This window comes from Citrobacter sp. CK195, assembly GCF_030333365.1.
In the GTDB taxonomy this organism is placed as follows: domain Bacteria; phylum Pseudomonadota; class Gammaproteobacteria; order Enterobacterales; family Enterobacteriaceae; genus Citrobacter_B; species Citrobacter_B koseri.
The window spans coordinates 90,717-112,153 of the sequence record NZ_JAOWGB010000025.1 but is presented as its reverse complement, the minus strand read 5'-3'; the positions used below and the strand labels follow the sequence as shown (position 1 = coordinate 112,153).

Here is a 21,437-nt window from a genome sequence, read left to right as displayed (position 1 = left end):
CCCGGTGGCGCTTCGCTTACCGGGCCTACGAGATTGTTCAGGCCGGATAAGGCGTAGCCGCCATCCGGCACAACAAACTTACTGGTACACTGGTAGCAAGTTCACGCTCGACAGAATATGCACCAGCGCGTTGCCGATACCGAATACCAGAATCAGCGCAATCATCGGCTTGCCGCCCCAGACGCGGAATTTCGGGCTGCCGAAGCGTTGGCGTGAAGCTCGCGCCAGCAGAGCCGGAACAATGGCTGCCCAGATGGTTGCCGCCAGCCCCGCATAGCCGATAGCATACAGGAACCCGTTCGGCCACAGCAGACCGCCAATCACCGGCGGCAGGAAAGTCAGCAGCGCAGTTTTGAAGCGCCCCAGCGCCGAATCATCAAAACCAAACAGATCCGCCAGATAGTCAAACAGACCGAGCGTCACGCCGAGGAACGAACTCGCCACCGCAAAGTTAGAGAACACCACCAGCAGCAGATCCAGACTGCGGCTGTTCAGTACGCCGCTCAGCGCCTGTACCAGCACATCAATATTACCGCCCTGCTGCGCAATACCGATAAACGCCGGGCGCGGAATATTACCCATCGTACCCAACAGCCAGATGGTATACAGCACCAGCGCCATCAGCGTACCGTACACCAGGCATTTCACGATGGTACGCGGATCTTTACCGTAATACTTCATCAGGCTTGGCACGTTGCCGTGATAACCAAACGACGCCAGGCAAAACGGCAATGTCATCAGCAGGTACGGCGTGTAAGACGCGTTGCTTTCGGCCACGTTAAACAGCGTCGCCGGCGTGACGTGCCCCAGCAGACTGCCGAAGGTCAGAAAGAAGGTGATGACTTTCGCGCCCAGCACAATCGCCGTCATCCGGCTAACCGCTTTGGTACTCAACCAGACGACAAAGGCCACCAGCAACGCAAACGCAAAACCTGCCGCCCGCGCCGGAACGTTCAGCGACATTTCAGCAAAGGTATGATGCAGAATCGACCCGCTCGCCGAGATATAGGCGTAGGTCAGGATATAGAGCACAAAGGCAATAGAGATCCCATTCACCACGTTCCAGCCTTTACCCAGCAGGTCTTTGGTGATGGTGTCAAAGCTGGAGCCAATCCGGTAGTTGAGGTTGGCTTCGAGGATCATCAGCCCGGAATGCAGCATACAGAACCAGGTAAACACCAACGCCGCCATCGACCAGAAGAACCACGCACCGGACATGACCACCGGCAGGGAGAACATTCCCGCGCCAATAATGGTGCCGCCGATGATCACCACGCCGCCAAGCAGCGAAGGTGACGTTTGGGTGGTGGTTAGTGTTGCCATTCAGCCCTCTCTCCAGTGAATAATATTGCGACTGCATTTTATTGTGTCGCACTGTACCAGTACGCGAGTACAAAAGAAATAAAAAAAGCCCCGATCACAATCATCGGGGCTGTATATTTTACTTTACGGTGCGAGACCGCGATTTAGCGTGAATTACGCATCACCGCCGAAACGACGACGACCGGTGGAGTCGTCACGACGCGGCGCACGGCCTTCACGACGCTCACCGCTGAAACGACGACCATCACCATGGCCACCTTCACGACGTTCGCCGCCAAAACCACGACCGCCTTCACGACGCTCGCCACCGAAGCTACGACCACCGCCACGACGCTCGTTACCGGAATGCGGTTGCGCATCGCCCAGCAGCTGCATGTTCATCGGCTTGTTCAGGATGCGGGTGCGCGTAAAGTGCTGCAACACCTCACCCGGCATACCTTTCGGCAGCTCAATGGTGGAGTGGGAAGCAAACAGCTTGATGTTACCAATGTAACGGCTGCTGATGTCGCCTTCGTTAGCAATCGCGCCAACGATATGACGCACTTCAACACCATCGTCACGGCCCACTTCAATGCGATACAGCTGCATATCGCCAACGTCACGACGTTCACGACGCGGGCGATCTTCACGGTCACCACGATCAGTACGCGGGCCACGATCGTTACGATCGCGCGGACCACGGTCATCACGGTCACGGAATTCACGTTTAGGACGCATCGGCGCATCCGGCGGTACGATCAGCGTGCGTTCGCCCTGCGCCATTTTCAGCAGTGCGGCAGCCAGCGTTTCGAGATCCAGCTCTTCACCTTCTTCGGTCGGCTGGATTTTCGCCAGCAGTGCGCGGTACTGATCCAGATCGCTGCTTTCCAGCTGCTGCTGAACTTTCGCTGCAAATTTTTCCAGACGGCGTTTGCCCAGCAGTTCTGCGTTCGGCAGTTCCACTTCCGGGATGGTCAGCTTCATGGTGCGTTCAATGTTGCGCAGCAGACGACGCTCGCGGTTCTCAACGAACAGCAGCGCGCGGCCAGCACGACCCGCACGACCGGTACGGCCGATACGGTGAACGTAAGACTCGGAGTCCATCGGGATATCGTAGTTTACAACCAGGCTGATGCGCTCAACGTCCAGGCCACGGGCCGCAACGTCAGTTGCAATCAGGATATCCAGACGACCGTCTTTCAGACGCTCCAGAGTCTGCTCACGCAGCGCCTGGTTCATGTCGCCATTCAGCGCGGCGCTGTTGTAACCGCTACGCTCCAGCGCTTCAGCCACTTCCAGGGTCGCATTTTTAGTACGAACGAAGATAATCGCCGCATCAAAATCTTCAGCTTCCAGGAAACGCACCAGCGCTTCGTTTTTACGCATGCCCCAGACAGTCCAGTAGCTCTGGCTGATGTCAGGACGCGTGGTCACGCTGGACTGAATGCGCACTTCCTGCGGCTCTTTCATAAAGCGGCGGGTAATGCGACGAATCGCTTCCGGCATGGTGGCAGAGAACAGTGCGGTCTGATGACCTTCAGGAATCTGCGCCATGATGGTTTCAACGTCTTCGATGAAGCCCATACGCAGCATTTCGTCGGCTTCGTCCAGCACCAGACCGCTCAGTTTAGAGAGATCCAGCGTGCCGCGTTTTAAGTGATCAAGCAGACGTCCCGGCGTACCGACAACGATCTGCGGCCCTTGACGCAGGGCGCGTAACTGCACGTCATAACGCTGGCCGCCGTACAGGGCAACCACGTTCACGCCGCGCATATGTTTAGAGAAATCCGTCATGGCTTCAGCAACCTGAACCGCCAGTTCGCGGGTCGGTGCCAGCACCAGAATCTGAGGTGCCTTCAGCTCAGGATCAAGATTGTTAAGCAGCGGTAAGGAGAACGCTGCGGTTTTGCCGCTACCGGTCTGGGCCATACCCAGAACATCGCGACCGCCCAGCAGATGCGGGATGCACTCTGCCTGGATTGGAGATGGTTTTTCGTAACCCAGATCGTTAAGGGCGTCAAGGATAGGAGCCTTCAGGCCCAGATCTGCAAAAGTGGTTTCGAATTCAGCCATGTAGTACGTGTGCCTCAAAATTAATGGCGGCCAGTCTACATAACTCATCATGAAATTGATCTGCAATTTTCATTGAAAAGTGTGAACCGGCTCAAAGTAGGTGTATTAACGAACAACAACGCCCTCACCCGTGAAGGTGATGGCAATCAAAAAGATTACGGGCTGATGTGTACGTCAGCTATTGCTGGTCCGATTCTGCCAGGTCATCTTGGTCCTGGCCCAGGAGCGATAATTCCAACAATGCGTATCGGTGCTCAACAAAGTTATGAACGTTGTTAGCCACCGCCAGTTTGAACAATGCCGTAGCGTTGTCCAAATCCCCCAGACTTAGGTAATACTTACCTAAATAGAAGTTGGTTTCACTGAGATGCTCAGCGAGCGAGGTGTTATCCGTTGCGTCCGCCTTCAGGCGTTCCATCAGCGTTGCTTCGCTAATGTTGCCCAGGTAGAACTCGACAATGTTCCATCCCCATTGTTCTTTATCCGATTTCTCGAAGCGTTGCTTTAACGCTTCTTTCGCCTGCTTCTCATCGAGCTTCTGCTCAGCGAGATAAAGCCACAGGCTGCGGAAAGGATCATTGGGATCGTCTTGATAAAACGCCAGCAGATCATCTTGCGCTAACTTGTCGCGACCGCCGTAATACAATGCGATACCGCGATTTAAGTACGCGTAGTTGTAAGTTGGATCAAGCTCAAGTACAGAATCAAACGCTTCATAGGCAGCATCAAAATTGCCTGCCTGCGTTAAATAAATGCCTAAGTAATTGAATACTTCAGGCATATCCGGTCGGATTGCCAGCGCTTGTGAAAAATCATTTCGCGCTAATGCCCTCAGACCCAGACTATCATACAACACTCCGCGCTCATATAAAAGCTGTGCGCGTTCGTCATCGGTTAAAGCCCGACTGGCAAGAATTTGTTCCATGCGTGCCAGAATCACTTCCTGCTGCAAAGTCGGTTGCAATGGCACCGCGAGGACTTCACTCTTACGCCAGGCAGAGTTGCTGCATCCTGCCAGCGTGAGTGCTGTCGCAACGAAACACCAGCGCAAAAAAGGCTTCATTTCCCACTCCCGAAGACAACGATTGAATGAACGTCCTGTTCCCCGGTTGCTGACAAGGCGTCCTGCCGGGTCAAAGGCCCTCCGCCAAAGCGGAGGGCAAATGGCAACCTTACTCGCCCTGTTCTGCTGCCGGAGCTTCCGGCGCAGCAGCTGGTTGAGACTGCTCAGTTGCTTCTTTAATGCTCAGACGTACGCGGCCCTGGCGATCAACTTCCAGAACTTTAACCGGTACTTCCTGACCCATTTGCAGGTAATCGGTCACTTTCTCTACGCGCTTGTCAGCGATCTGAGAGATGTGTACCAGACCTTCTTTACCGCCGCCAATGGCAACAAACGCGCCAAAGTCAACGATGCGGGTCACTTTACCATTGTAGATACGGCCCACTTCGATTTCCGCAGTGATCTCTTCGATACGACGGATAGCATGTTTCGCTTTTTCGCCGTCGGTCGCCGCGATCTTCACCGTACCGTCATCTTCGATTTCGATGGTGGTGCCGGTTTCTTCGGTCAGAGCACGGATAACAGAACCGCCCTTACCGATAACGTCTTTGATCTTGTCCGGGTTGATCTTGATGGTGTGGATACGCGGAGCGAACTGAGAAATGTCGCCACGCGGCGCGTTGATCGCCTGTTCCATCACGCCCAGGATGTGCAGACGCGCACCTTTTGCCTGGTTCAGCGCAACCTGCATGATCTCTTTGGTGATACCTTCAATTTTGATATCCATCTGCAACGCAGAGATACCGTCGCGGGAACCCGCCACTTTGAAGTCCATATCGCCCAGGTGGTCTTCGTCGCCCAGGATGTCAGACAGAACAACAAAGTTGTCGCCTTCTTTCACCAGACCCATCGCGATACCCGCAACGGCCGCTTTAATCGGCACGCCTGCGTCCATCAGCGCCAGGGAAGCGCCACACACGGAAGCCATAGAGGAAGACCCGTTGGATTCAGTAATTTCAGACACCACGCGAACGGTGTACGGGAATTTGTCCATTTCCGGCATAACTGCCAGAACGCCGCGCTTCGCCAGACGACCGTGACCAATTTCACGACGCTTCGGAGAACCGACCATGCCGGTTTCGCCAACGGAGTACGGAGGGAAGTTATAGTGGAACAGGAAGCTGTCAGTGCGTTCGCCCATCAGTTCATCAAGAACCTGCGCGTCACGAGCGGTACCCAGCGTCGCCGTGACCAGCGCCTGCGTTTCGCCACGAGTGAACAGCGCGGAACCGTGAGTACGCGGCAGCACGCCAGTACGCACGTCCAGGCCACGGATCATGTCTTTTTCACGGCCATCAATACGCGGCTCGCCGGCCAGTACGCGGCTACGAACAACGTTTTTCTCGATAGCGTGCAGGATTTCGCCCAGTTCGTTTTCGTCCAGGGTTTCGTCTTCTGCAACCAGCGCAGCGATGGTTTCAGATTTGATCACGTCAACCTGAGCATAACGCTCCTGTTTGTCGGTGATACGGTAAGCGTCGCTCAGGCGAGCTTCGGCCAGTGCAGCAACGCGCGCGTTCAGCGCTTCGTTTACCGCTTCCGGCTGCCAGTCCCAACGCGGTTTGCCCGCTTCTTTCACCAGATCGTTGATGTTCTGAATCACAATCTGCTGCTGCTCGTGGCCGAATACCACGGCGCCCAGCATGGTGTCTTCGCTCAGCAGTTCTGCTTCGGATTCAACCATCAGAACAGCCGCTTCAGTACCGGCAACCACCAGGTCCAGCTTACTTTCTTTCAGTTCGTCCTGAGTCGGGTTCAGTACATACTGGTCATTGATATAACCAACACGCGCGGCGCCAATCGGGCCGTTGAACGGAATGCCGGACAGAGACAGCGCGGCGGAAGCACCGATCATCGCGACGATATCCGGGTTAACCTGCGGGTTAACGGAAACGACGGTTGCGATAACCTGAACCTCGTTAACGAAGCCTTCCGGGAACAGCGGACGAACCGGGCGGTCAATCAGACGCGCGATCAGGGTTTCGCCTTCGCTCGGACGGCCTTCACGACGGAAGAAGCTGCCCGGGATACGGCCAGCAGCGTAAGTACGCTCCTGATAGTTAACGGTCAGCGGGAAGAAATCCTGGCCCGGCTTCGCTTTTTTCTGACCAACAACGGTAACGAATACCGCAGTGTCATCCATGCTTACCATAACGGCGGCAGTTGCCTGACGCGCCATCATGCCAGTTTCCAGCGTAACGGTATGTTGACCGTACTGGAATTTACGAACGATCGGATTAAGCAAAATAATACCCTTTCTTAATTTTTGACGGCACACTCAGGCGCCATCGTTAATACCCGATCTTCTGCGCATCCTCGCGACTAATGACAACCCTAACCCATGCTCTTTGGGTGAAGCCTCTCATTAGCCGCGCGAACCTCTGCAACGGAAGATCATCCATAGCAACAATACATTAGTTTCCAGTGAATTGCTGCCGTCTGGTTGAAAAAAGGGGCCATGAAGGCCCCCTCTTTCTGAAACTCGCAAGAATTAGCGACGCAGACCCAGACGCTCGATCAGCGCGGTGTAACGTGCAACATCTTTACGTTTCAGGTAGTCGAGCAGTTTACGACGCTGAGAAACCATGCGCAGCAGACCACGACGGCTGTGGTGATCTTTTTTGTGCTCTGCAAAGTGGCCCTGCAGGTGGTTAATCTGTGCAGTCAGCAGAGCAACCTGAACTTCGGTAGAACCGCTGTCGTTAGTACCACGACCAAACTCAGAAACGATTTTAGCTTTAGCTTCAACGCTTAGAGACATGATGAACTCCAAAAATAATAAAGAATGAAAGGGTGCCAATCTCTAATTCAGCGACCCCATGTAAACGCCGCGCGAACTTGTTAAAAAATTTACGTGACGTTAAGCGGCGGTATTCTACTCGTAGCGTCCTGTTATCGCAAGACGGAGCAGCATTACGCCGGGTACTCAACCACTAACCGACGAGGCGCCACGCGGCCTTCATCGTCGATTTCGCCCATGCCAATAAATTTTTCGTCATCACCTTCCGTCACGCGAACCAGCCCTTCAAGCGGCACGCCTGTCGTCCGTACCGGGTTACCGTTTTTAAAGTAAACCGATGACGTTAAAGGAAGATTGACAACTGGATAGTCCGAAGCCGGACTGTCCATCGGCATCAGCAGCGGATCTAACAGTTGCGCAGCCGGAATATCCTGCCGTTCCGCCTGTTCAACAAGCTCACGTAGCTGTTCCAGCGTGACCATACGGTCAACCGGATATTTACTGACCGCCAGACGTCGCAGGAAGATCACATGCGCGCCACACCCAAGTTTCTCACCCAAATCATCGATAATGGTGCGAATGTAGGTGCCCTTCGAGCAGTGAACCTCCAGCTCCAGTTCATCCCCTTCGTGGCGAATAAACAGCAGTTCGTAAACGGTAATCGGGCGGGCTTCACGGGGAACTTCAATCCCCTGACGCGCATATTCGTAGAGCTTCTTGCCCTGATACTTCAGCGCCGAATACATCGATGGAATCTGCTCGATATCGCCACGGAACGTCTCCAGCGCGGCAGCTAACTGCTCTGCGCTGAAGGTTACCGGACGTTCCTGCACGATTTGACCATCGGCATCGGAGGTGTCGGTACGCTGCCCCAGGCGGGCAATCACGCGGTAACGTTTGTCAGAATCCAGCAGATACTGCGAAAACTTTGTCGCTTCCCCAAGGCAGATGGGCAACATGCCCGTCGCCAGCGGGTCCAGCGCGCCGGTATGTCCGGCACGGTTGGCGTTATAGATGCGTTTTACTTTCTGCAAGACGTCATTGCTGGACATGCCCTGCGGCTTATCCAGCAGCAGGACGCCGTGAATGTCGCGACCACGACGACGAGGACGACTCATTAGTCCTCCTTGCTGTCGTCCGGGTTCACACGACGTTCTTCGTCATGTTTCACCACGTTGGTCACCAGGTTAGACATACGCATCCCTTCAACCAGCGAGTTGTCGTAGAAGAAGGTCAGTTCCGGCACGATACGCAGACGCATCGCTTTCCCCAGCAGGGTACGGATAAAGCCAGACGCTTCCTGCAACGCTTTGATGCCCGCTTTTACCGCGTCTTCATCTTTGTCGTTCAGAAAGGTGACATACACTTTGGCATAGGCCAGATCGCGGGACATCTCCACACCGGAAACGGTGGTCATCATGCCAAGACGCGGATCTTTAATTTCGCGTTGCAGGATGATAGCGATCTCTTTTTGCATTTCCTGGGCTACGCGCTGCGGGCGACCAAATTCTTTCGCCATAATAAATTCTCCAGAATAAAGACAAAAAAGGGGCCAAAAGCCCCTTTTTAAATTTCATGCCGGGTGGCGTGGGCTATAAACTGTAGGCCTGATAAGCATGGCGCCATCAGGCATTACATTGCCGGATGGCGGCGTAAACGCCTTATCCGGCCTACAACCCGGCCGACCTTACGCTATCGTACGTTGGATCTCGATGATCTCGAACACTTCGATCATATCGCCAACGCGAACGTCGTTGTAGTTCTTAACGCCGATACCACATTCCATGCCGTTACGGACTTCGTTAACGTCATCTTTGAAGCGGCGCAGGGATTCCAGCTCGCCTTCGTAGATAACCACGTTGTCGCGCAGTACGCGGATCGGGTTGTGGCGTTTAATTGTACCTTCAGTAACCATACAGCCTGCGACAGCGCCAAATTTCGGTGATTTGAACACGTCACGGACTTCAGCCAGACCAATGATCTGCTGTTTCAGTTCTGGAGACAGCATGCCGCTCATTGCCGCTTTCACTTCGTCGATCAGGTTATAGATGACGGAGTAGTAGCGCAGATCCAGGCTTTCCGCTTCAATCACTTTACGCGCAGAGGCATCGGCACGCACGTTGAAGCCAACCAGGATCGCGTTGGATGCAGCAGCCAGGGTTGCGTCGGTTTCGGTGATACCACCTACGCCGGAACCGATGATCTTCACTTTCACTTCGTCGGTAGACAGTTTCAGTAAAGAGTCGGAGATCGCTTCCACAGAGCCCTGAACGTCCGCTTTCAGTACGATGTTCACTTCATGAACTTCGCCTTCGGTCATGTTAGCGAACATGTTCTCAAGTTTAGATTTCTGCTGACGCGCCAGTTTAACTTCGCGGAATTTACCCTGACGATACAGCGCAACTTCACGGGCTTTCTTCTCGTCACGAACCACGGTCACTTCATCACCGGCAGCCGGAACACCGGACAGACCCAGGATCTCAACCGGAATGGACGGACCCGCTTCCAGCACTTCCTGACCCAGTTCGTTACGCATTGCACGAACGCGGCCATATTCGAAGCCGCACAGGACGATGTCGCCTTTGTTCAGCGTACCTTCACGAACCAGGACGGTTGCAACCGGACCACGACCTTTATCCAGGAAGGATTCGATTACCGCGCCGCTCGCCATGCCTTTACGAACTGCTTTCAGTTCGAGGACTTCAGCCTGCAACAGGATTGCATCCAGCAGTTCGTCGATGCCAGTACCCGCTTTTGCAGATACGTGGACGAACTGGCTTTCGCCGCCCCACTCTTCCGGCAGGATGCCGTACTGGGACAGTTCGTTTTTAACACGATCCGGATCGGCTTCTGGCTTATCGATCTTGTTCACCGCAACCACAACCGGCACACCCGCCGCTTTCGCGTGCTGGATAGCTTCGATGGTCTGCGGCATCACGCCGTCGTCTGCCGCCACAACCAGAACAACGATATCCGTTGCCTGCGCACCACGAGCACGCATAGAGGTAAACGCGGCGTGACCCGGGGTATCCAGGAAGGTGATCATACCGTTGTCGGTTTCAACGTGGTAAGCACCGATGTGCTGGGTAATGCCGCCCGCTTCGCCAGAGGCAACTTTCGTAGAACGAATGTAGTCCAGCAGAGAGGTTTTACCGTGGTCAACGTGACCCATGATGGTCACAACCGGTGCGCGCGGTTCAGCCGCAGCACCCGTGTCACGGTCGCTCATTACCGCTTCTTCCAGCTCGTTTTCACGACGCAGGATAACTTTGTGGCCCATCTCTTCAGCAACCAGCTGTGCGGTTTCCTGGTCGATGACCTGGTTGATGGTTGCCATCGCGCCCAGTTTCATCATCGCTTTGATGACCTGAGAGCCTTTTACCGCCATCTTGTTCGCCAGCTCGCCAACGGTGATGGTTTCACCAATCACAACGTCACGGTTAACAGCCTGAACCGGTTTCTGGAAGCTCTGTTGCAGAGCAGAACCTTTACGGTTTTTACCGCCTTTACCGCCGCGAACGGCCGCACGGGCTTCTTCACGATCGGCTTTCGATTCAGAGTGTTTGTTGCCTTTTTTCGCCGGACGCGCCGCTTTCGCATTGCGACTACGACCACGGCCGCCTTCAACTTCACGGTCGTTTTCGTCTTCGGCCTGGCGGGCGTGTTGAGACGTGGTAACGTGATAATCGCTGGTGTCTTCAGTCGGCTCCGCGTTATCAGTCCATTTGTTCTCTTCCGCCATGCGGCGAGCTTCTTCTGCTACGCGACGCGCTTCTTCTTCAAGTTTGCGACGCGCTTCTTCTTCCGCTTTACGCTTCAGCTCTGCTGCTTCATTTTCACGGCGGGCTTTTTCGGCCTGGGCGGTTTTGGTCATATCGTCAGTCTGTTGATTGCTCACTTTGTCTTTTTCCGCAGCTTCACGTTTCGCTTTTTCAGCGGCGTCACGTTTAGCTTGTTCTGCGGCCTCACGGTCAGCTTTTTGTTGCGCCTCGCGTTTGGCTGTTTCTTCTGCCTCACGACGGGCTTGCTCTTCCGCTTCACGCTGCGCCTGCTCTTCCGCAGCGAGACGTTCTGTCTCTTGCGGATCGCGTTTCACAAAGGTGCGTTTCTTGCGGACTTCGATTTGTACCGATTTACTTTTTCCACCGGTACCTGGAATATTCAACGTGCTGCGCGTTTTACGTTGCAGCGTCAACTTATCCGGCCCTGAACCATTTTCACGATTCAGGTGCGCCAGTAAAGTCTGTTTTTCTTGTGCGGACACAGAGTCATCAGCAGACTTCGGGATACCGGCATCAGCGAATTGCTGTACCAGGCGATCCACGGAGGTCTGTATCTCTGCGGCCAGCGCTTTTACGGTTACATCTGTCATGCTGTTCCTTCCTGCTACAGTTTATTACGCTTCGTCGCCGAACCAGCAAATATTACGGGCAGCCATAATCAGCTCACCGGCTTTTTCGTCGGTCAACCCTTCGATATCAGCCAGATCATCAATGCCCTGCTCAGCGAGATCTTCCAGCGTACAAACACCACGGGCAGCCAGTTTGAATGCCAGGTCGCGACCCAATCCTTCCAGATTCAGCAGATCGTCAGACGGTTTGTTATCACCAAGGCTTTCTTCCTGGGCCAGTGCCAGAGTGGTCAGTGCGTTTTTGGCACGCTCGCGCAGCGCTTCAACGGTCGGTTCATCCAGCCCGTCGATTTCCAGCAGTTCTTTCATTGGCACGTAGGCCAGTTCTTCCAGCGTCGCGAAACCTTCTTCAACCAGTACGGTTGCGAACTCTTCATCAATATCGAGATATTTGGTGAAGGTATCGATAGCTGCATGTGCTTCAGCCTGATGCTTAGCCTGCAAGTCATCAACCGTCATCACGTTAAGTTCCCAGCCGCTCAGTTGCGCAGCCAGACGGACGTTCTGACCATTACGTCCGATCGCCTGAGCCAGATTACCGGCTTCAACAGCGATATCCATGGTGTGTTTATCTTCATCCACCACGATAGAAGCGACGTCTGCTGGCGCCATCGCGTTAATCACGAACTGCGCCGGGTTATCATCCCACAGGACGATATCGATACGCTCGCCGCCCAGTTCAGTAGAAACGGCCTGAACGCGCGCACCACGCATACCCACACAGGCGCCGACCGGATCGATACGCTTGTCGTTGGTTTTCACCGCGATTTTCGCACGGGAACCCGGATCGCGAGCCGCCGCTTTAATTTCGATGACTTCTTCGCCGATTTCCGGTACTTCGATACGGAACAGCTCGATCAGCATTTCCGGTTTGGAACGCGTCACAAACAGTTGCGCACCACGCGCTTCCGGGCGAACGGAGTACAGAACGCCACGAATACGGTCACCAGGACGGAAGTTTTCGCGCGGCAGCATATCTTCACGCAGGATCACGGCTTCAGCATTGCTGCCCAGATCCAAAGAGATGTTGTCGCGGTTTACTTTCTTCACCACGCCGGTGATGATTTCGCCTTCGTGCTCGCGGAACTGATCGACCACCATCGCACGCTCGGCTTCACGTACTTTCTGTACGATAACCTGTTTTGCCGTCTGGGTGGTGATACGGTCAAAGGTGACAGATTCAATCTGATCTTCAACGTAGTCGCCCAGGTTCAGGCTTTCGTCTTCAAAACGCGCCGCTTCCAGCGTAATTTCTTTTGTCGGCAGCGTGACTTCTTCTACGATTAACCAACGACGGAAGGTATCGAAATCACCGCTTTTACGATCGATTTGTACGCGAACATCGATCTCTTGTTCGTATTTTTTCTTCGTTGCTGTAGCCAGTGCACTTTCCAGCGCTTCAAAAATCTTCTCGCGTGGCAGCGCTTTCTCATTGGAAACGGCTTCAACAACGGCCAAAATTTCTTTGTTCATCGCGGGCTTTTCACCTCAATCCAGACTATTAAAAGTGGGGAACCAGGTTCGCCTTCTGGATATTACTCAGCGCGAACACTTCATCTTTACCTTCGACTGTGACAGTGATCATTTCACCGTCAACCGCTTTGATAACGCCCTGCCATTTACGACGGTTTTGTACCGCCATACGAAGTACCAGCGTCACTTCTTCACCCAAGAAACGCGCGTAGTGCTCAGCCGTGAACATAGGACGGTCGAGACCTGGCGAGGAGACTTCCAGGTTGTATGCCACAGTGATGGGATCTTCGACATCCAGCACCGCGCTCACCTGGTGACTCACATCAGCACAATCATCAACATTGATGCCATCTTCACTATCAATATAGATGCGCAGTGTGGATGTGCGACCGCGAATAAATTCGATGCCGACCAGTTCGTAACCTAAGGCTTCAACTGGCGCTGTAATCATCTCTGTTAATTTTTGCTCTAATGTGGACAAGCCCACCCCCAAGACATAAAAAAAGGGCCTAAAGCCCAGTTATTCTGTAGTCAGATAACAAAAAACCCCGATAAATCGGGGCTTTAGATAACTGAACCCTATAACCGCAACTGCGGTCTGGAGAACCTTCCGAAAGAATTTTTTTCAAATCCAGCTACGAAGGCCTAAGTCTTCACAGTATATTTGAAAAAGAACTCTAAGGGAAAGTGGTTGCGGGGGCCGGATTTGAACCGACGACCTTCGGGTTATGAGCCCGACGAGCTACCAGGCTGCTCCACCCCGCGCCTGAAACGTGGCAAATTTTACTCGCTTTGGGTAAAAGATGCAAATACTGCTGGGATTTGGTACCGAGGACGGGACGTAAAATCTGCGCGTATTATATTGATTCAATATGCGATATGTCAACCGCGTTAATAATATGCACATGAATGAATACTAACCCGGCCTCCGTTAAGAAGCCGCGCCAGTCAGGAAAGAAGCCACCCCATACCGTTTTTTAACGAAATTATCACTAAACTCTTCCTGTCATCCGTAAAAGATGATTAAATGAAAACTCACTTATTTTGCATAAAAATGCACTGAGAGCAGAAAGCCGATCTCTTCATCAGTCTATCAAGCAGGGTTTTATTTATGACGACGATTCTCAAGCATCTTCCGGTAGGTCAACGTATTGGTATCGCTTTTTCCGGCGGCCTGGACACCAGTGCTGCACTGCTGTGGATGCGACAAAAAGGCGCTGTCCCTTATGCATATACTGCGAATCTGGGTCAGCCGGATGAGGATGACTATGACGCCATTCCTCGTCGCGCAATGGAATACGGTGCAGAGAACGCTCGCCTGATTGATTGCCGTAAACAGCTGGTTGCCGAAGGGATCGCCGCGATTCAGTGCGGCGCTTTCCATAACACCACCGGCGGACTGACCTATTTCAACACCACGCCGCTGGGCCGCGCCGTTACCGGCACGATGCTGGTCGCCGCGATGAAGGAAGATGGTGTTAACATCTGGGGCGACGGCAGTACCTATAAAGGAAACGACATCGAGCGTTTCTACCGTTACGGCCTGTTGACCAACGCGGAGCTACAGATTTACAAACCGTGGCTGGATACCGACTTTATTGATGAGCTGGGCGGTCGTCATGAGATGTCCGAGTTTATGATTGCCTGCGGTTTCGACTACAAGATGTCCGTCGAAAAAGCCTATTCCACTGACTCCAACATGCTCGGCGCGACCCATGAAGCCAAAGATCTGGAATTCCTGAATTCCAGCGTCAAGATCGTCAATCCAATCATGGGCGTCAAGTTCTGGGATGAAAACGTGAAAATCCCGGCGGAAGAAGTTACCGTGCGCTTTGAACAGGGGCATCCTGTCGCGCTAAACGGTAAGACCTTCAGCGATGATGTTGAGCTGATGCTGGAAGCCAACCGTATCGGCGGCCGTCACGGTCTGGGTATGAGCGATCAGATTGAGAACCGTATCATCGAAGCGAAGAGCCGGGGTATCTATGAAGCGCCGGGGATGGCGTTGCTGCATATTGCCTACGAGCGTCTGCTGACCGGCATCCACAACGAAGACACGATCGAGCAATATCATGCGCATGGCCGTCAGTTAGGCCGCCTGCTGTATCAGGGCCGCTGGTTTGACTCCCAGGCGCTGATGCTGCGTGACGGTCTGCAACGTTGGGTGGCCAGCCAGATTACTGGTGAAGTCACGCTGGAGCTGCGTCGTGGTAACGATTATTCGATCCTGAATACCGTCTCTGACAATCTGACCTACAAACCAGAGCGTCTGACGATGGAAAAAGGTGACTCCGTGTTCTCGCCGGATGACCGTATCGGTCAGTTGACGATGCGCAACCTGGATATCACCGATACGCGTGAAAAACTGTTTGGTTATGCGCAGTCAGGCCTGCTTTCAGCCTCTTCCGCGACAGGTTTGCCGCAGGTTGAGAATCTGGAAAACAAAAGCAAGTAAGTTAACGGACAACGATTAAAGGCCGCGTAAGCGGCCTTTTTTGTGGGCGGCGTAGGCCTGATAAACGAAGTGCCATCAGGCACATTACGTAACATGTCGGATGGCGGCGTAAACGTCTTATCCAACCGACAAAAACAAAGTCTATAACCCCCGCGAGATACAGACGAAAAAAAAGACGCTTTTCAGCGTCTTTCTTTCGGAATATTGGTACCGAGGACGGGACTTGAACCCGTAAGCCCTATTGGGCACTACCACCTCAAGGTAGCGTGTCTACCAATTCCACCACCTCGGCACGGAAATCTTAGTGTGGGATATCGCTGCTCGGCTGTGCCGGTGCAACTGGCTGAGTCTGCTCGGTTTTTGCCGGAGCGCTCAGATTTTCCCACTCACTTCCTTTATTGGTCTTGTTGCTGTTGATATTGCCCAGCGCCAGACTGATGATGAAGAACAACGTTGCCAGCACAGCCGTCATGCGAGTCATGAAGTTACCAGAACCACTTGAACCAAACAGCGTAGCGGAAGCGCCTGCTCCAAAGGAGGCTCCCATATCAGCGCCTTTACCTTGCTGTAGCATGATCAAGCCTACCAGGCCAATTGCCACAATAAGGAAAACTACCAAAAGAGCTTCGTACATAATCAACCTGTTCCTTGCGGAGTTGCCGCGTACCAATGCTTCAACCAATAAAGCGGGATAATTTACTGTTTCCCACTGAAGCGGGTGTGAATACTAACCAAAGCGAATGACCTTCGCAAGGGCAATTTTAGTGCATTGTATCAACTGCGGAAAAAAACAGCAAAAAGGTCTTTTTCCTGCAACAAAAAGGCGGCAAACGCCGCCTTTTTAGTCACTTATCACCAGGATTAAACCGCTTTTACGGCGTCCGCAATACGATGAGCAAACTCAGTAACCTGCGCTTCATCCTCGCCTTCTACCATTACGCGAATTAACGGTTCAGTACCGGACTTACGCAGCAGCACGCGACCACGATTTCCCAGCGCCGCTTCGACTTCCGCCGTCACCGCCTTAACGTTGTCATTCTCTAGCGGATCGCCGCTACCGGCTGCATAACGTACGTTAACCAGAATCTGCGGGAACATTTTCATGCCGCTGCACAAATCGTGCAGACTCATGTGGTTACGCACCATCGCCGCCAGAACCTGTAGCCCCGCGACAATACCGTCACCGGTGGTGGTTTTATCCAGCAGAATAACGTGGCCGGAGTTTTCCGCCCCAATACGCCAGCCTTTTTCTTGCAGTTTTTCCAGCACGTAGCGGTCGCCAACTTTAGCACGCGCAAACGGAATGCCCAGCTGTTTCAACGCCAGCTCCAGGCCCATGTTGCTCATCAGCGTACCGACTGCGCCACCGCGCAGTTGACCCTGACGCAAACCTTCGCGGGCGATGATATACATGATCTGATCGCCATCGACTTTATTCCCTTCATGGTCAACCATGATCACGCGATCGCCGTCGCCGTCCAGCGCGATCCCTAAATCGGCTTTCTCCGCGATCACGCGCGCCTGTAGCGCACGCACGTCCGTAGCGCCGACTTCTTCATTAATATTGACGCCGTTCGGCTCACAGCCAATCGCAATGACATTCGCACCCAGTTCACGCAGGACGTTCGGTGCAATGTGATAGGTCGCGCCGTTGGCGCAATCCACAACAATCTTCAGCTCATTCAGGCTCAGTTCGTTCGGGAACGTACCTTTGCAGAACTCAATGTAGCGCCCCGCAGCATCCACAATACGGCTGGCTTTACCCAGCTCTGAGGAATCCACGCAGGTGATCTCTTTTTCCATCTCTGCTTCAATGGCCTCTTCAACTTCATCAGGCAGTTTGGTGCCGTCAATGGAGAAGAATTTAATCCCGTTGTCATAAAACGGGTTATGCGAAGCGGAGATAACGATCCCGGCCTCTGCACGGAAGGTTCGGGTCAGGTAAGCCACCGCAGGCGTCGGCATCGGGCCGGTAAAAGAGGCAGACAATCCCGCCGCCGCCAGACCGGCTTCCAGCGCAGACTCCAGCATATAGCCAGAAATACGCGTGTCTTTACCGATAATGATTTTACGTGAACCATGACGCGCCAGCACTTTCCCTGCGGCCCAGCCCAGCTTCAGCACAAAGTCAGGAGTAATGGGCGCATCGCCTACACGACCACGGATCCCATCGGTGCCAAAATATTTACGATTACTCATAGCGTTTATTTTCCTTTGCAGACAGGGTGGCTTCTACCACACGCATCGCTTCTACGGTTTCTTTAACGTCATGGACACGAATGATATGCGCCCCCTGCATTGCGGCGATAACCGCACACGCCAGGCTCCCACTCAAACGATCGGAGGGCCCGACGTTGAGCAACTGACCAATCATCGATTTACGTGACATTCCCACCAGCAGCGGCAGGTTAAAATGATGGAACTCCGCCAGACGTGCCAGTAACGTATAGTTATGGGAGAGATTTTTACCGAAACCGAATCCCGGGTCGAGCAACAATTTCTCTTTTGCGATGCCTGCCCTTTCACAGCGTGCTATTTGGTCAATAAAGTAGCGATTGACCTCCGCAAAAACGTCTTCGTACTTTGGCGCTTCCTGCATTGTTTTAGGCTGCCCTTGCATATGCATCAGGCAGACCGGTAAACCAGTCTCAGCCGCCGCCTCAAGCGCGCCCGGTTCAGAGAGAGAGCGAATGTCGTTGATGATGTGAGCGCCCACTCTTGCCGATTCCCGAATCACCTCCGGTTTTGAGGTATCCACTGAAATCCATACCTCAAAACGCTGGGCGATGGACTCAACCACCGGGATCACACGTTCCAGTTCTTCTTCAACGCTGACATCCGCCGCACCCGGTCGCGTTGATTCACCGCCGACATCAATAATCGTCGCTCCGGCGTTAATCATCAGATTAGCGTGCTTCACCGCCTCCACCAGCGTATTGTGCGTCCCGCCATCGGAGAAAGAATCCGGCGTGACGTTCAGGATGCCCATTACGTGTGGGTGAGAGAGATCCAGCGTGGAGCCCTGGGCGAAGAGTTTCATAGCTAATCCTTCTGATATTATTTCAAATATAAAAAACCCCGGAGCAAGCCCCAGGGTTTCGGTGAAGCAGAGTCATCAATAACAGATAACTTATTTGTCGCCTAACTGCTCTGACATGGTGTTGCCTGGGTTCGGCGTACGCGGTTCATCAACCGGGCGCGGCGCACGAGGCGTACCATTGTTGTCAGAGTTGTTGGTGCCGTTCGGATCTTCCCAGCCAGCTGGCGGGCGAACTTCGCGGCGCGCCATCAGGTCATCAATCTGCGGCGCATCGATGGTCTCATACTTCATGAGCGCATCTTTCATTGCATGCAGGATGTCCATATTGTCATTCAGGATCTGACGAGCGCGATTGTAGTTACGTTCAATCAGCGCTTTCACTTCCTGGTCGATGATACGCGCGGTTTCATCAGACATGTGTTTGGCTTTCGCAACGCTACGTCCCAGGAACACTTCACCCTCTTCCTCTGCATACAGCAGCGGACCGAGCTTATCGGAGAAGCCCCACTGGGTGACCATGTTACGCGCCAGGTTAGTCGCGACTTTAATGTCGTTCGACGCACCGGTAGAAACATGCTCTACGCCATAGATGATCTCTTCCGCCAGACGACCGCCGTACAACGTGGAGATCTGGCTTTCCAGTTTCTGACGGCTGGCGCTAATCGCGTCGCCTTCAGGCAGGAAGAAGGTCACACCCAGCGCACGACCGCGCGGAATAATCGTCACTTTATGCACCGGATCGTGCTCAGGAACAAGGCGACCAATAATCGCATGGCCTGCTTCGTGGTAAGCGGTAGATTCTTTCTGCGCTTCCGTCATCACCATGGAGCGGCGTTCCGCACCCATCATGATTTTGTCTTTCGCTTTCTCGAACTCAACCATGGAGACCACACGCTTGTTGCCACGGGCAGCAAACAGCGCCGCTTCGTTCACAAGGTTCGCCAGATCGGCGCCAGAGAAGCCCGGCGTGCCGCGTGCGATGATTGCCGCATCGATATCCGGCGCCAGCGGTACGCGACGCATATGCACTTTCAGGATCTGCTCACGACCACGCACGTCTGGCAGACCTACCACGACCTGACGGTCGAAACGGCCAGGACGCAGCAGCGCAGGGTCAAGTACGTCTGGACGGTTAGTCGCCGCGATAACGATGATACCTTCGTTACCTTCGAAGCCGTCCATTTCAACCAGCATCTGGTTCAATGTCTGTTCACGTTCATCATGACCGCCGCCCAGACCCGCGCCACGCTGGCGGCCTACGGCGTCGATTTCATCGATGAAGATAATGCACGGCGCCGCTTTCTTAGCCTGCTCGAACATGTCACGCACACGAGATGCGCCAACACCGACGAACATTTCGACAAAGTCAGAACCGGAAATCGTAAAGAACGGGACTTTCGCTTCGCCTGCGATAGCTTTCGCCAGCAGGGTTTTACCCGTACCCGGAGGGCCGACCATCAGGACGCCTTTCGGGATTTTACCGCCCAGCTTCTGGAAGCGGCTTGGTTCACGCAGATACTCGACCAGCTCAGCCACTTCTTCTTTCGCTTCGTCACAACCTGCGACATCGGCAAAAGTGGTTTTGATCTGATCTTCCGTCAGCATGCGCGCTTTACTCTTACCGAACGACATGGCGCCTTTGCCACCGCCGCCCTGCATCTGACGCATGAAGAAGATCCAGACGCCGATCAGCAACAGCATCGGGAACCAGGAAATAAAGATTGAAGCCAGCAGGCTCGGCTCTTCAGGTGGTTCGCCAACAACCTTGACGTTTTTGGTCAGCAGGTTATCAAGCAGCTTCGGATCGTTAACCGGAATGTAGGTCGTGTAACGGTTACTATCTTTCTTGGTAACGTTGATCTCACGTCCGTTGATACGCGCTTCACGAACCTGGTCCTGGTTGACCTCTTGCAGGAAGGTAGAGTAATCCACCTTACGGCCATTAGACTCGCTGGGCCCAAAGCTCTGGAATACTGACATCAGCACAACGGCAATGACCAGCCAGAGTATTAGGTTTTTCGCCATGTCACTCAAGGGATTAACCTCTTATTACAACTGTGTTAAAAACAGCGTCAGGATACTCTATATCCAGCTTCTTTCAAACTTTCGTCTGAAATCCCCCGGTTATGGTTTTCGCCCGGTCGCTACAATATACACTTCGCGTGAACGCGCACGCGAAGAGTCCGGCTTACGAACTTTAACCTTCGTAAACAGGGAGCGAATTTCCCTTAGGTACTCATCGAAACCTTCGCCCTGGAACACCTTCACTACAAAACTTCCACCTGGCGCCAGCACATCACGACACATTTCTAACGCCAGTTCCACCAGATACATGGCGCGGGGGATATCCACCGCCGGTGTTCCGCTCATGTTTGGTGCCATATCTGACATGACAACTTGTACTTTACTGTCACCCACGCGTTCCAGCAGCGCTTTCATAACAAGTTCATCACGAAAATCGCCCTGAAGAAAGTCCACACCAACGATAGGATCCATAGGTAAAAGATCGCAAGCGATGATACGGCCTTTGCCGCCAATCTGCGTGACCACATACTGTGACCAGCCTCCCGGCGCAGCACCGAGGTCGACAACCGTCATCCCCGGCTTAAAAAGTTTGTCACTTTGCTGTATTTCATCAAGTTTAAACCAGGCACGGGAACGTAACCCCTTTTTCTGCGCCTGTTGAACATATTTATCGCTAAAGTGTTCCTGAAGCCAGCGACTCGAGCTGGCAGAACGCTTTTTACCTGTCATTTAACTTTCCCATCGGGGCAATTCATCGTTACCCGTAGCGTAAATTTTTACGCGCTCATTTGGTGATATATGGGAGATGGCGGTAGAATGACCCGTTTTCAATCCCAACGTAAGCAAAAATATACG

Annotated in this window: 17 protein-coding genes and 2 tRNA genes; 1 reads left to right on the top strand and 18 read right to left on the bottom strand. The window is 53.5% G+C overall.

The features are described from left to right. Positions 1-78: 78 nt before the first annotated feature. The 12 genes from mtr to OGX93_RS14690 form a co-directional block, all read right to left on the bottom strand. Positions 79-1,323, bottom strand: a complete 1,245-nt coding sequence (mtr, locus tag OGX93_RS14745; RefSeq protein ID WP_047461011.1) for a tryptophan permease — start codon at positions 1,321-1,323, stop codon at positions 79-81. Positions 1,324-1,476: 153 nt separating this feature from the next. After that, positions 1,477-3,375: an ATP-dependent RNA helicase DeaD gene (deaD, locus tag OGX93_RS14740; protein WP_286449092.1), complete on the bottom strand. Its 1,899-nt coding sequence runs from the start codon at positions 3,373-3,375 to the stop codon at positions 1,477-1,479. After that, entirely contained in the window at positions 3,368-3,448 is an 81-nt protein-coding gene (gene yrbN / locus OGX93_RS14735; RefSeq protein ID WP_010723222.1) for a protein YrbN, read from the bottom strand. The genes deaD and yrbN overlap by 8 nt, the downstream gene beginning before the upstream one ends. 105 nt (positions 3,449-3,553) lie before the next feature. Then, positions 3,554-4,438 carry a lipoprotein NlpI gene (gene nlpI / locus OGX93_RS14730; RefSeq protein WP_012135296.1) on the bottom strand — a complete coding sequence of 295 codons (885 nt, stop codon included), beginning with the start codon at positions 4,436-4,438 and terminating at the stop codon, positions 3,554-3,556. 109 nt (positions 4,439-4,547) lie between these two features. Then, entirely contained in the window at positions 4,548-6,683 is a 2,136-nt protein-coding gene (gene pnp / locus OGX93_RS14725) for a polyribonucleotide nucleotidyltransferase (RefSeq protein ID WP_047461008.1), read from the bottom strand. A 246-nt stretch (positions 6,684-6,929) separates the two neighbouring features. Further along, the gene (rpsO, locus tag OGX93_RS14720; protein ID WP_003861789.1) at positions 6,930-7,199 is read right to left on the bottom strand and encodes a 30S ribosomal protein S15; all 270 of its coding nucleotides are present in this window, start codon (positions 7,197-7,199) and stop codon (positions 6,930-6,932) included. A gap of 152 nt (positions 7,200-7,351) precedes the next feature. After that, a complete protein-coding gene (gene truB, locus OGX93_RS14715) occupies positions 7,352-8,296 on the bottom strand; it encodes a tRNA pseudouridine(55) synthase TruB (protein ID WP_012135299.1) in 945 nt (314 codons plus the stop codon). After that, positions 8,296-8,697, bottom strand: coding sequence for a 30S ribosome-binding factor RbfA (gene rbfA / locus OGX93_RS14710; RefSeq protein WP_001040203.1), 402 nt, complete (start codon positions 8,695-8,697; stop codon positions 8,296-8,298). The genes truB and rbfA overlap by 1 nt, the downstream gene beginning before the upstream one ends. A gap of 168 nt (positions 8,698-8,865) precedes the next feature. Further along, a complete protein-coding gene (gene infB / locus OGX93_RS14705) occupies positions 8,866-11,550 on the bottom strand; it encodes a translation initiation factor IF-2 (protein WP_012135301.1) in 2,685 nt (894 codons plus the stop codon). Between the two features lie 24 nt (positions 11,551-11,574). Then, the gene (gene nusA, locus OGX93_RS14700) at positions 11,575-13,062 is read right to left on the bottom strand and encodes a transcription termination factor NusA (RefSeq protein WP_012135303.1); all 1,488 of its coding nucleotides are present in this window, start codon (positions 13,060-13,062) and stop codon (positions 11,575-11,577) included. A gap of 28 nt (positions 13,063-13,090) precedes the next feature. Next, positions 13,091-13,543 (bottom strand): ribosome maturation factor RimP, encoded by a 453-nt coding sequence (gene rimP / locus OGX93_RS14695; protein ID WP_012135304.1) that lies wholly within the window; start codon positions 13,541-13,543, stop codon positions 13,091-13,093. A gap of 207 nt (positions 13,544-13,750) precedes the next feature. Continuing rightward, positions 13,751-13,827: transfer RNA gene (locus OGX93_RS14690), tRNA-Met, on the bottom strand. 346 nt (positions 13,828-14,173) lie between these two features. Here OGX93_RS14690 and argG point away from each other — a divergent pair. After that, the gene (gene argG / locus OGX93_RS14685) at positions 14,174-15,517 is read left to right on the top strand and encodes an argininosuccinate synthase (protein WP_049010995.1); all 1,344 of its coding nucleotides are present in this window, start codon (positions 14,174-14,176) and stop codon (positions 15,515-15,517) included. Between the two features lie 205 nt (positions 15,518-15,722). On the opposite strand, the gene OGX93_RS14680 is transcribed toward argG, so the two are convergent. The 6 genes from OGX93_RS14680 to rlmE all read right to left on the bottom strand — a co-directional run bounded on the left by OGX93_RS14680 (position 15,723) and on the right by rlmE (position 21,311). Further along, positions 15,723-15,809: transfer RNA gene (locus OGX93_RS14680), tRNA-Leu, on the bottom strand. A 9-nt stretch (positions 15,810-15,818) separates the two neighbouring features. Next, positions 15,819-16,151, bottom strand: a complete 333-nt coding sequence (secG, locus tag OGX93_RS14675) for a preprotein translocase subunit SecG (RefSeq protein WP_012135307.1) — start codon at positions 16,149-16,151, stop codon at positions 15,819-15,821. A gap of 227 nt (positions 16,152-16,378) precedes the next feature. Then, the gene (glmM, locus tag OGX93_RS14670; RefSeq protein WP_012135308.1) at positions 16,379-17,716 is read right to left on the bottom strand and encodes a phosphoglucosamine mutase; all 1,338 of its coding nucleotides are present in this window, start codon (positions 17,714-17,716) and stop codon (positions 16,379-16,381) included. Further along, a complete protein-coding gene (folP, locus tag OGX93_RS14665) occupies positions 17,709-18,557 on the bottom strand; it encodes a dihydropteroate synthase (protein ID WP_058668151.1) in 849 nt (282 codons plus the stop codon). Before folP ends, glmM begins: the two co-directional genes overlap by 8 nt. Positions 18,558-18,647: 90 nt before the next feature. Further along, entirely contained in the window at positions 18,648-20,582 is a 1,935-nt protein-coding gene (gene ftsH, locus OGX93_RS14660) for an ATP-dependent zinc metalloprotease FtsH (RefSeq protein ID WP_012135310.1), read from the bottom strand. A gap of 99 nt (positions 20,583-20,681) precedes the next feature. Further along, positions 20,682-21,311, bottom strand: coding sequence for a 23S rRNA (uridine(2552)-2'-O)-methyltransferase RlmE (rlmE, locus tag OGX93_RS14655; protein WP_000145975.1), 630 nt, complete (start codon positions 21,309-21,311; stop codon positions 20,682-20,684). Positions 21,312-21,437: the final 126 nt, after the last annotated feature.

Coding starts and splice junctions, on each gene's coding strand:
- mtr (WP_047461011.1), bottom strand. CDS start 1,323: ATGGCAACACTAACCACCACCCAAACGTCACCTTCGCTGCTTGGCGGC.
- deaD (WP_286449092.1), bottom strand. CDS start 3,375: ATGGCTGAATTCGAAACCACTTTTGCAGATCTGGGCCTGAAGGCTCCT.
- yrbN (WP_010723222.1), bottom strand. CDS start 3,448: ATGAAAATTGCAGATCAATTTCATGATGAGTTATGTAGACTGGCCGCC.
- nlpI (WP_012135296.1), bottom strand. CDS start 4,438: ATGAAGCCTTTTTTGCGCTGGTGTTTCGTTGCGACAGCACTCACGCTG.
- rpsO (WP_003861789.1), bottom strand. CDS start 7,199: ATGTCTCTAAGCGTTGAAGCTAAAGCTAAAATCGTTTCTGAGTTTGGT.
- truB (WP_012135299.1), bottom strand. CDS start 8,296: ATGAGTCGTCCTCGTCGTCGTGGTCGCGACATTCACGGCGTCCTGCTG.
- rbfA (WP_001040203.1), bottom strand. CDS start 8,697: ATGGCGAAAGAATTTGGTCGCCCGCAGCGCGTAGCCCAGGAAATGCAA.
- infB (WP_012135301.1), bottom strand. CDS start 11,550: ATGACAGATGTAACCGTAAAAGCGCTGGCCGCAGAGATACAGACCTCC.
- nusA (WP_012135303.1), bottom strand. CDS start 13,062: ATGAACAAAGAAATTTTGGCCGTTGTTGAAGCCGTTTCCAATGAGAAA.
- argG (WP_049010995.1), top strand. CDS start 14,174: ATGACGACGATTCTCAAGCATCTTCCGGTAGGTCAACGTATTGGTATC.
- secG (WP_012135307.1), bottom strand. CDS start 16,151: ATGTACGAAGCTCTTTTGGTAGTTTTCCTTATTGTGGCAATTGGCCTG.
- glmM (WP_012135308.1), bottom strand. CDS start 17,716: ATGAGTAATCGTAAATATTTTGGCACCGATGGGATCCGTGGTCGTGTA.
- folP (WP_058668151.1), bottom strand. CDS start 18,557: ATGAAACTCTTCGCCCAGGGCTCCACGCTGGATCTCTCTCACCCACAC.
- ftsH (WP_012135310.1), bottom strand. CDS start 20,582: ATGGCGAAAAACCTAATACTCTGGCTGGTCATTGCCGTTGTGCTGATG.
- rlmE (WP_000145975.1), bottom strand. CDS start 21,311: ATGACAGGTAAAAAGCGTTCTGCCAGCTCGAGTCGCTGGCTTCAGGAA.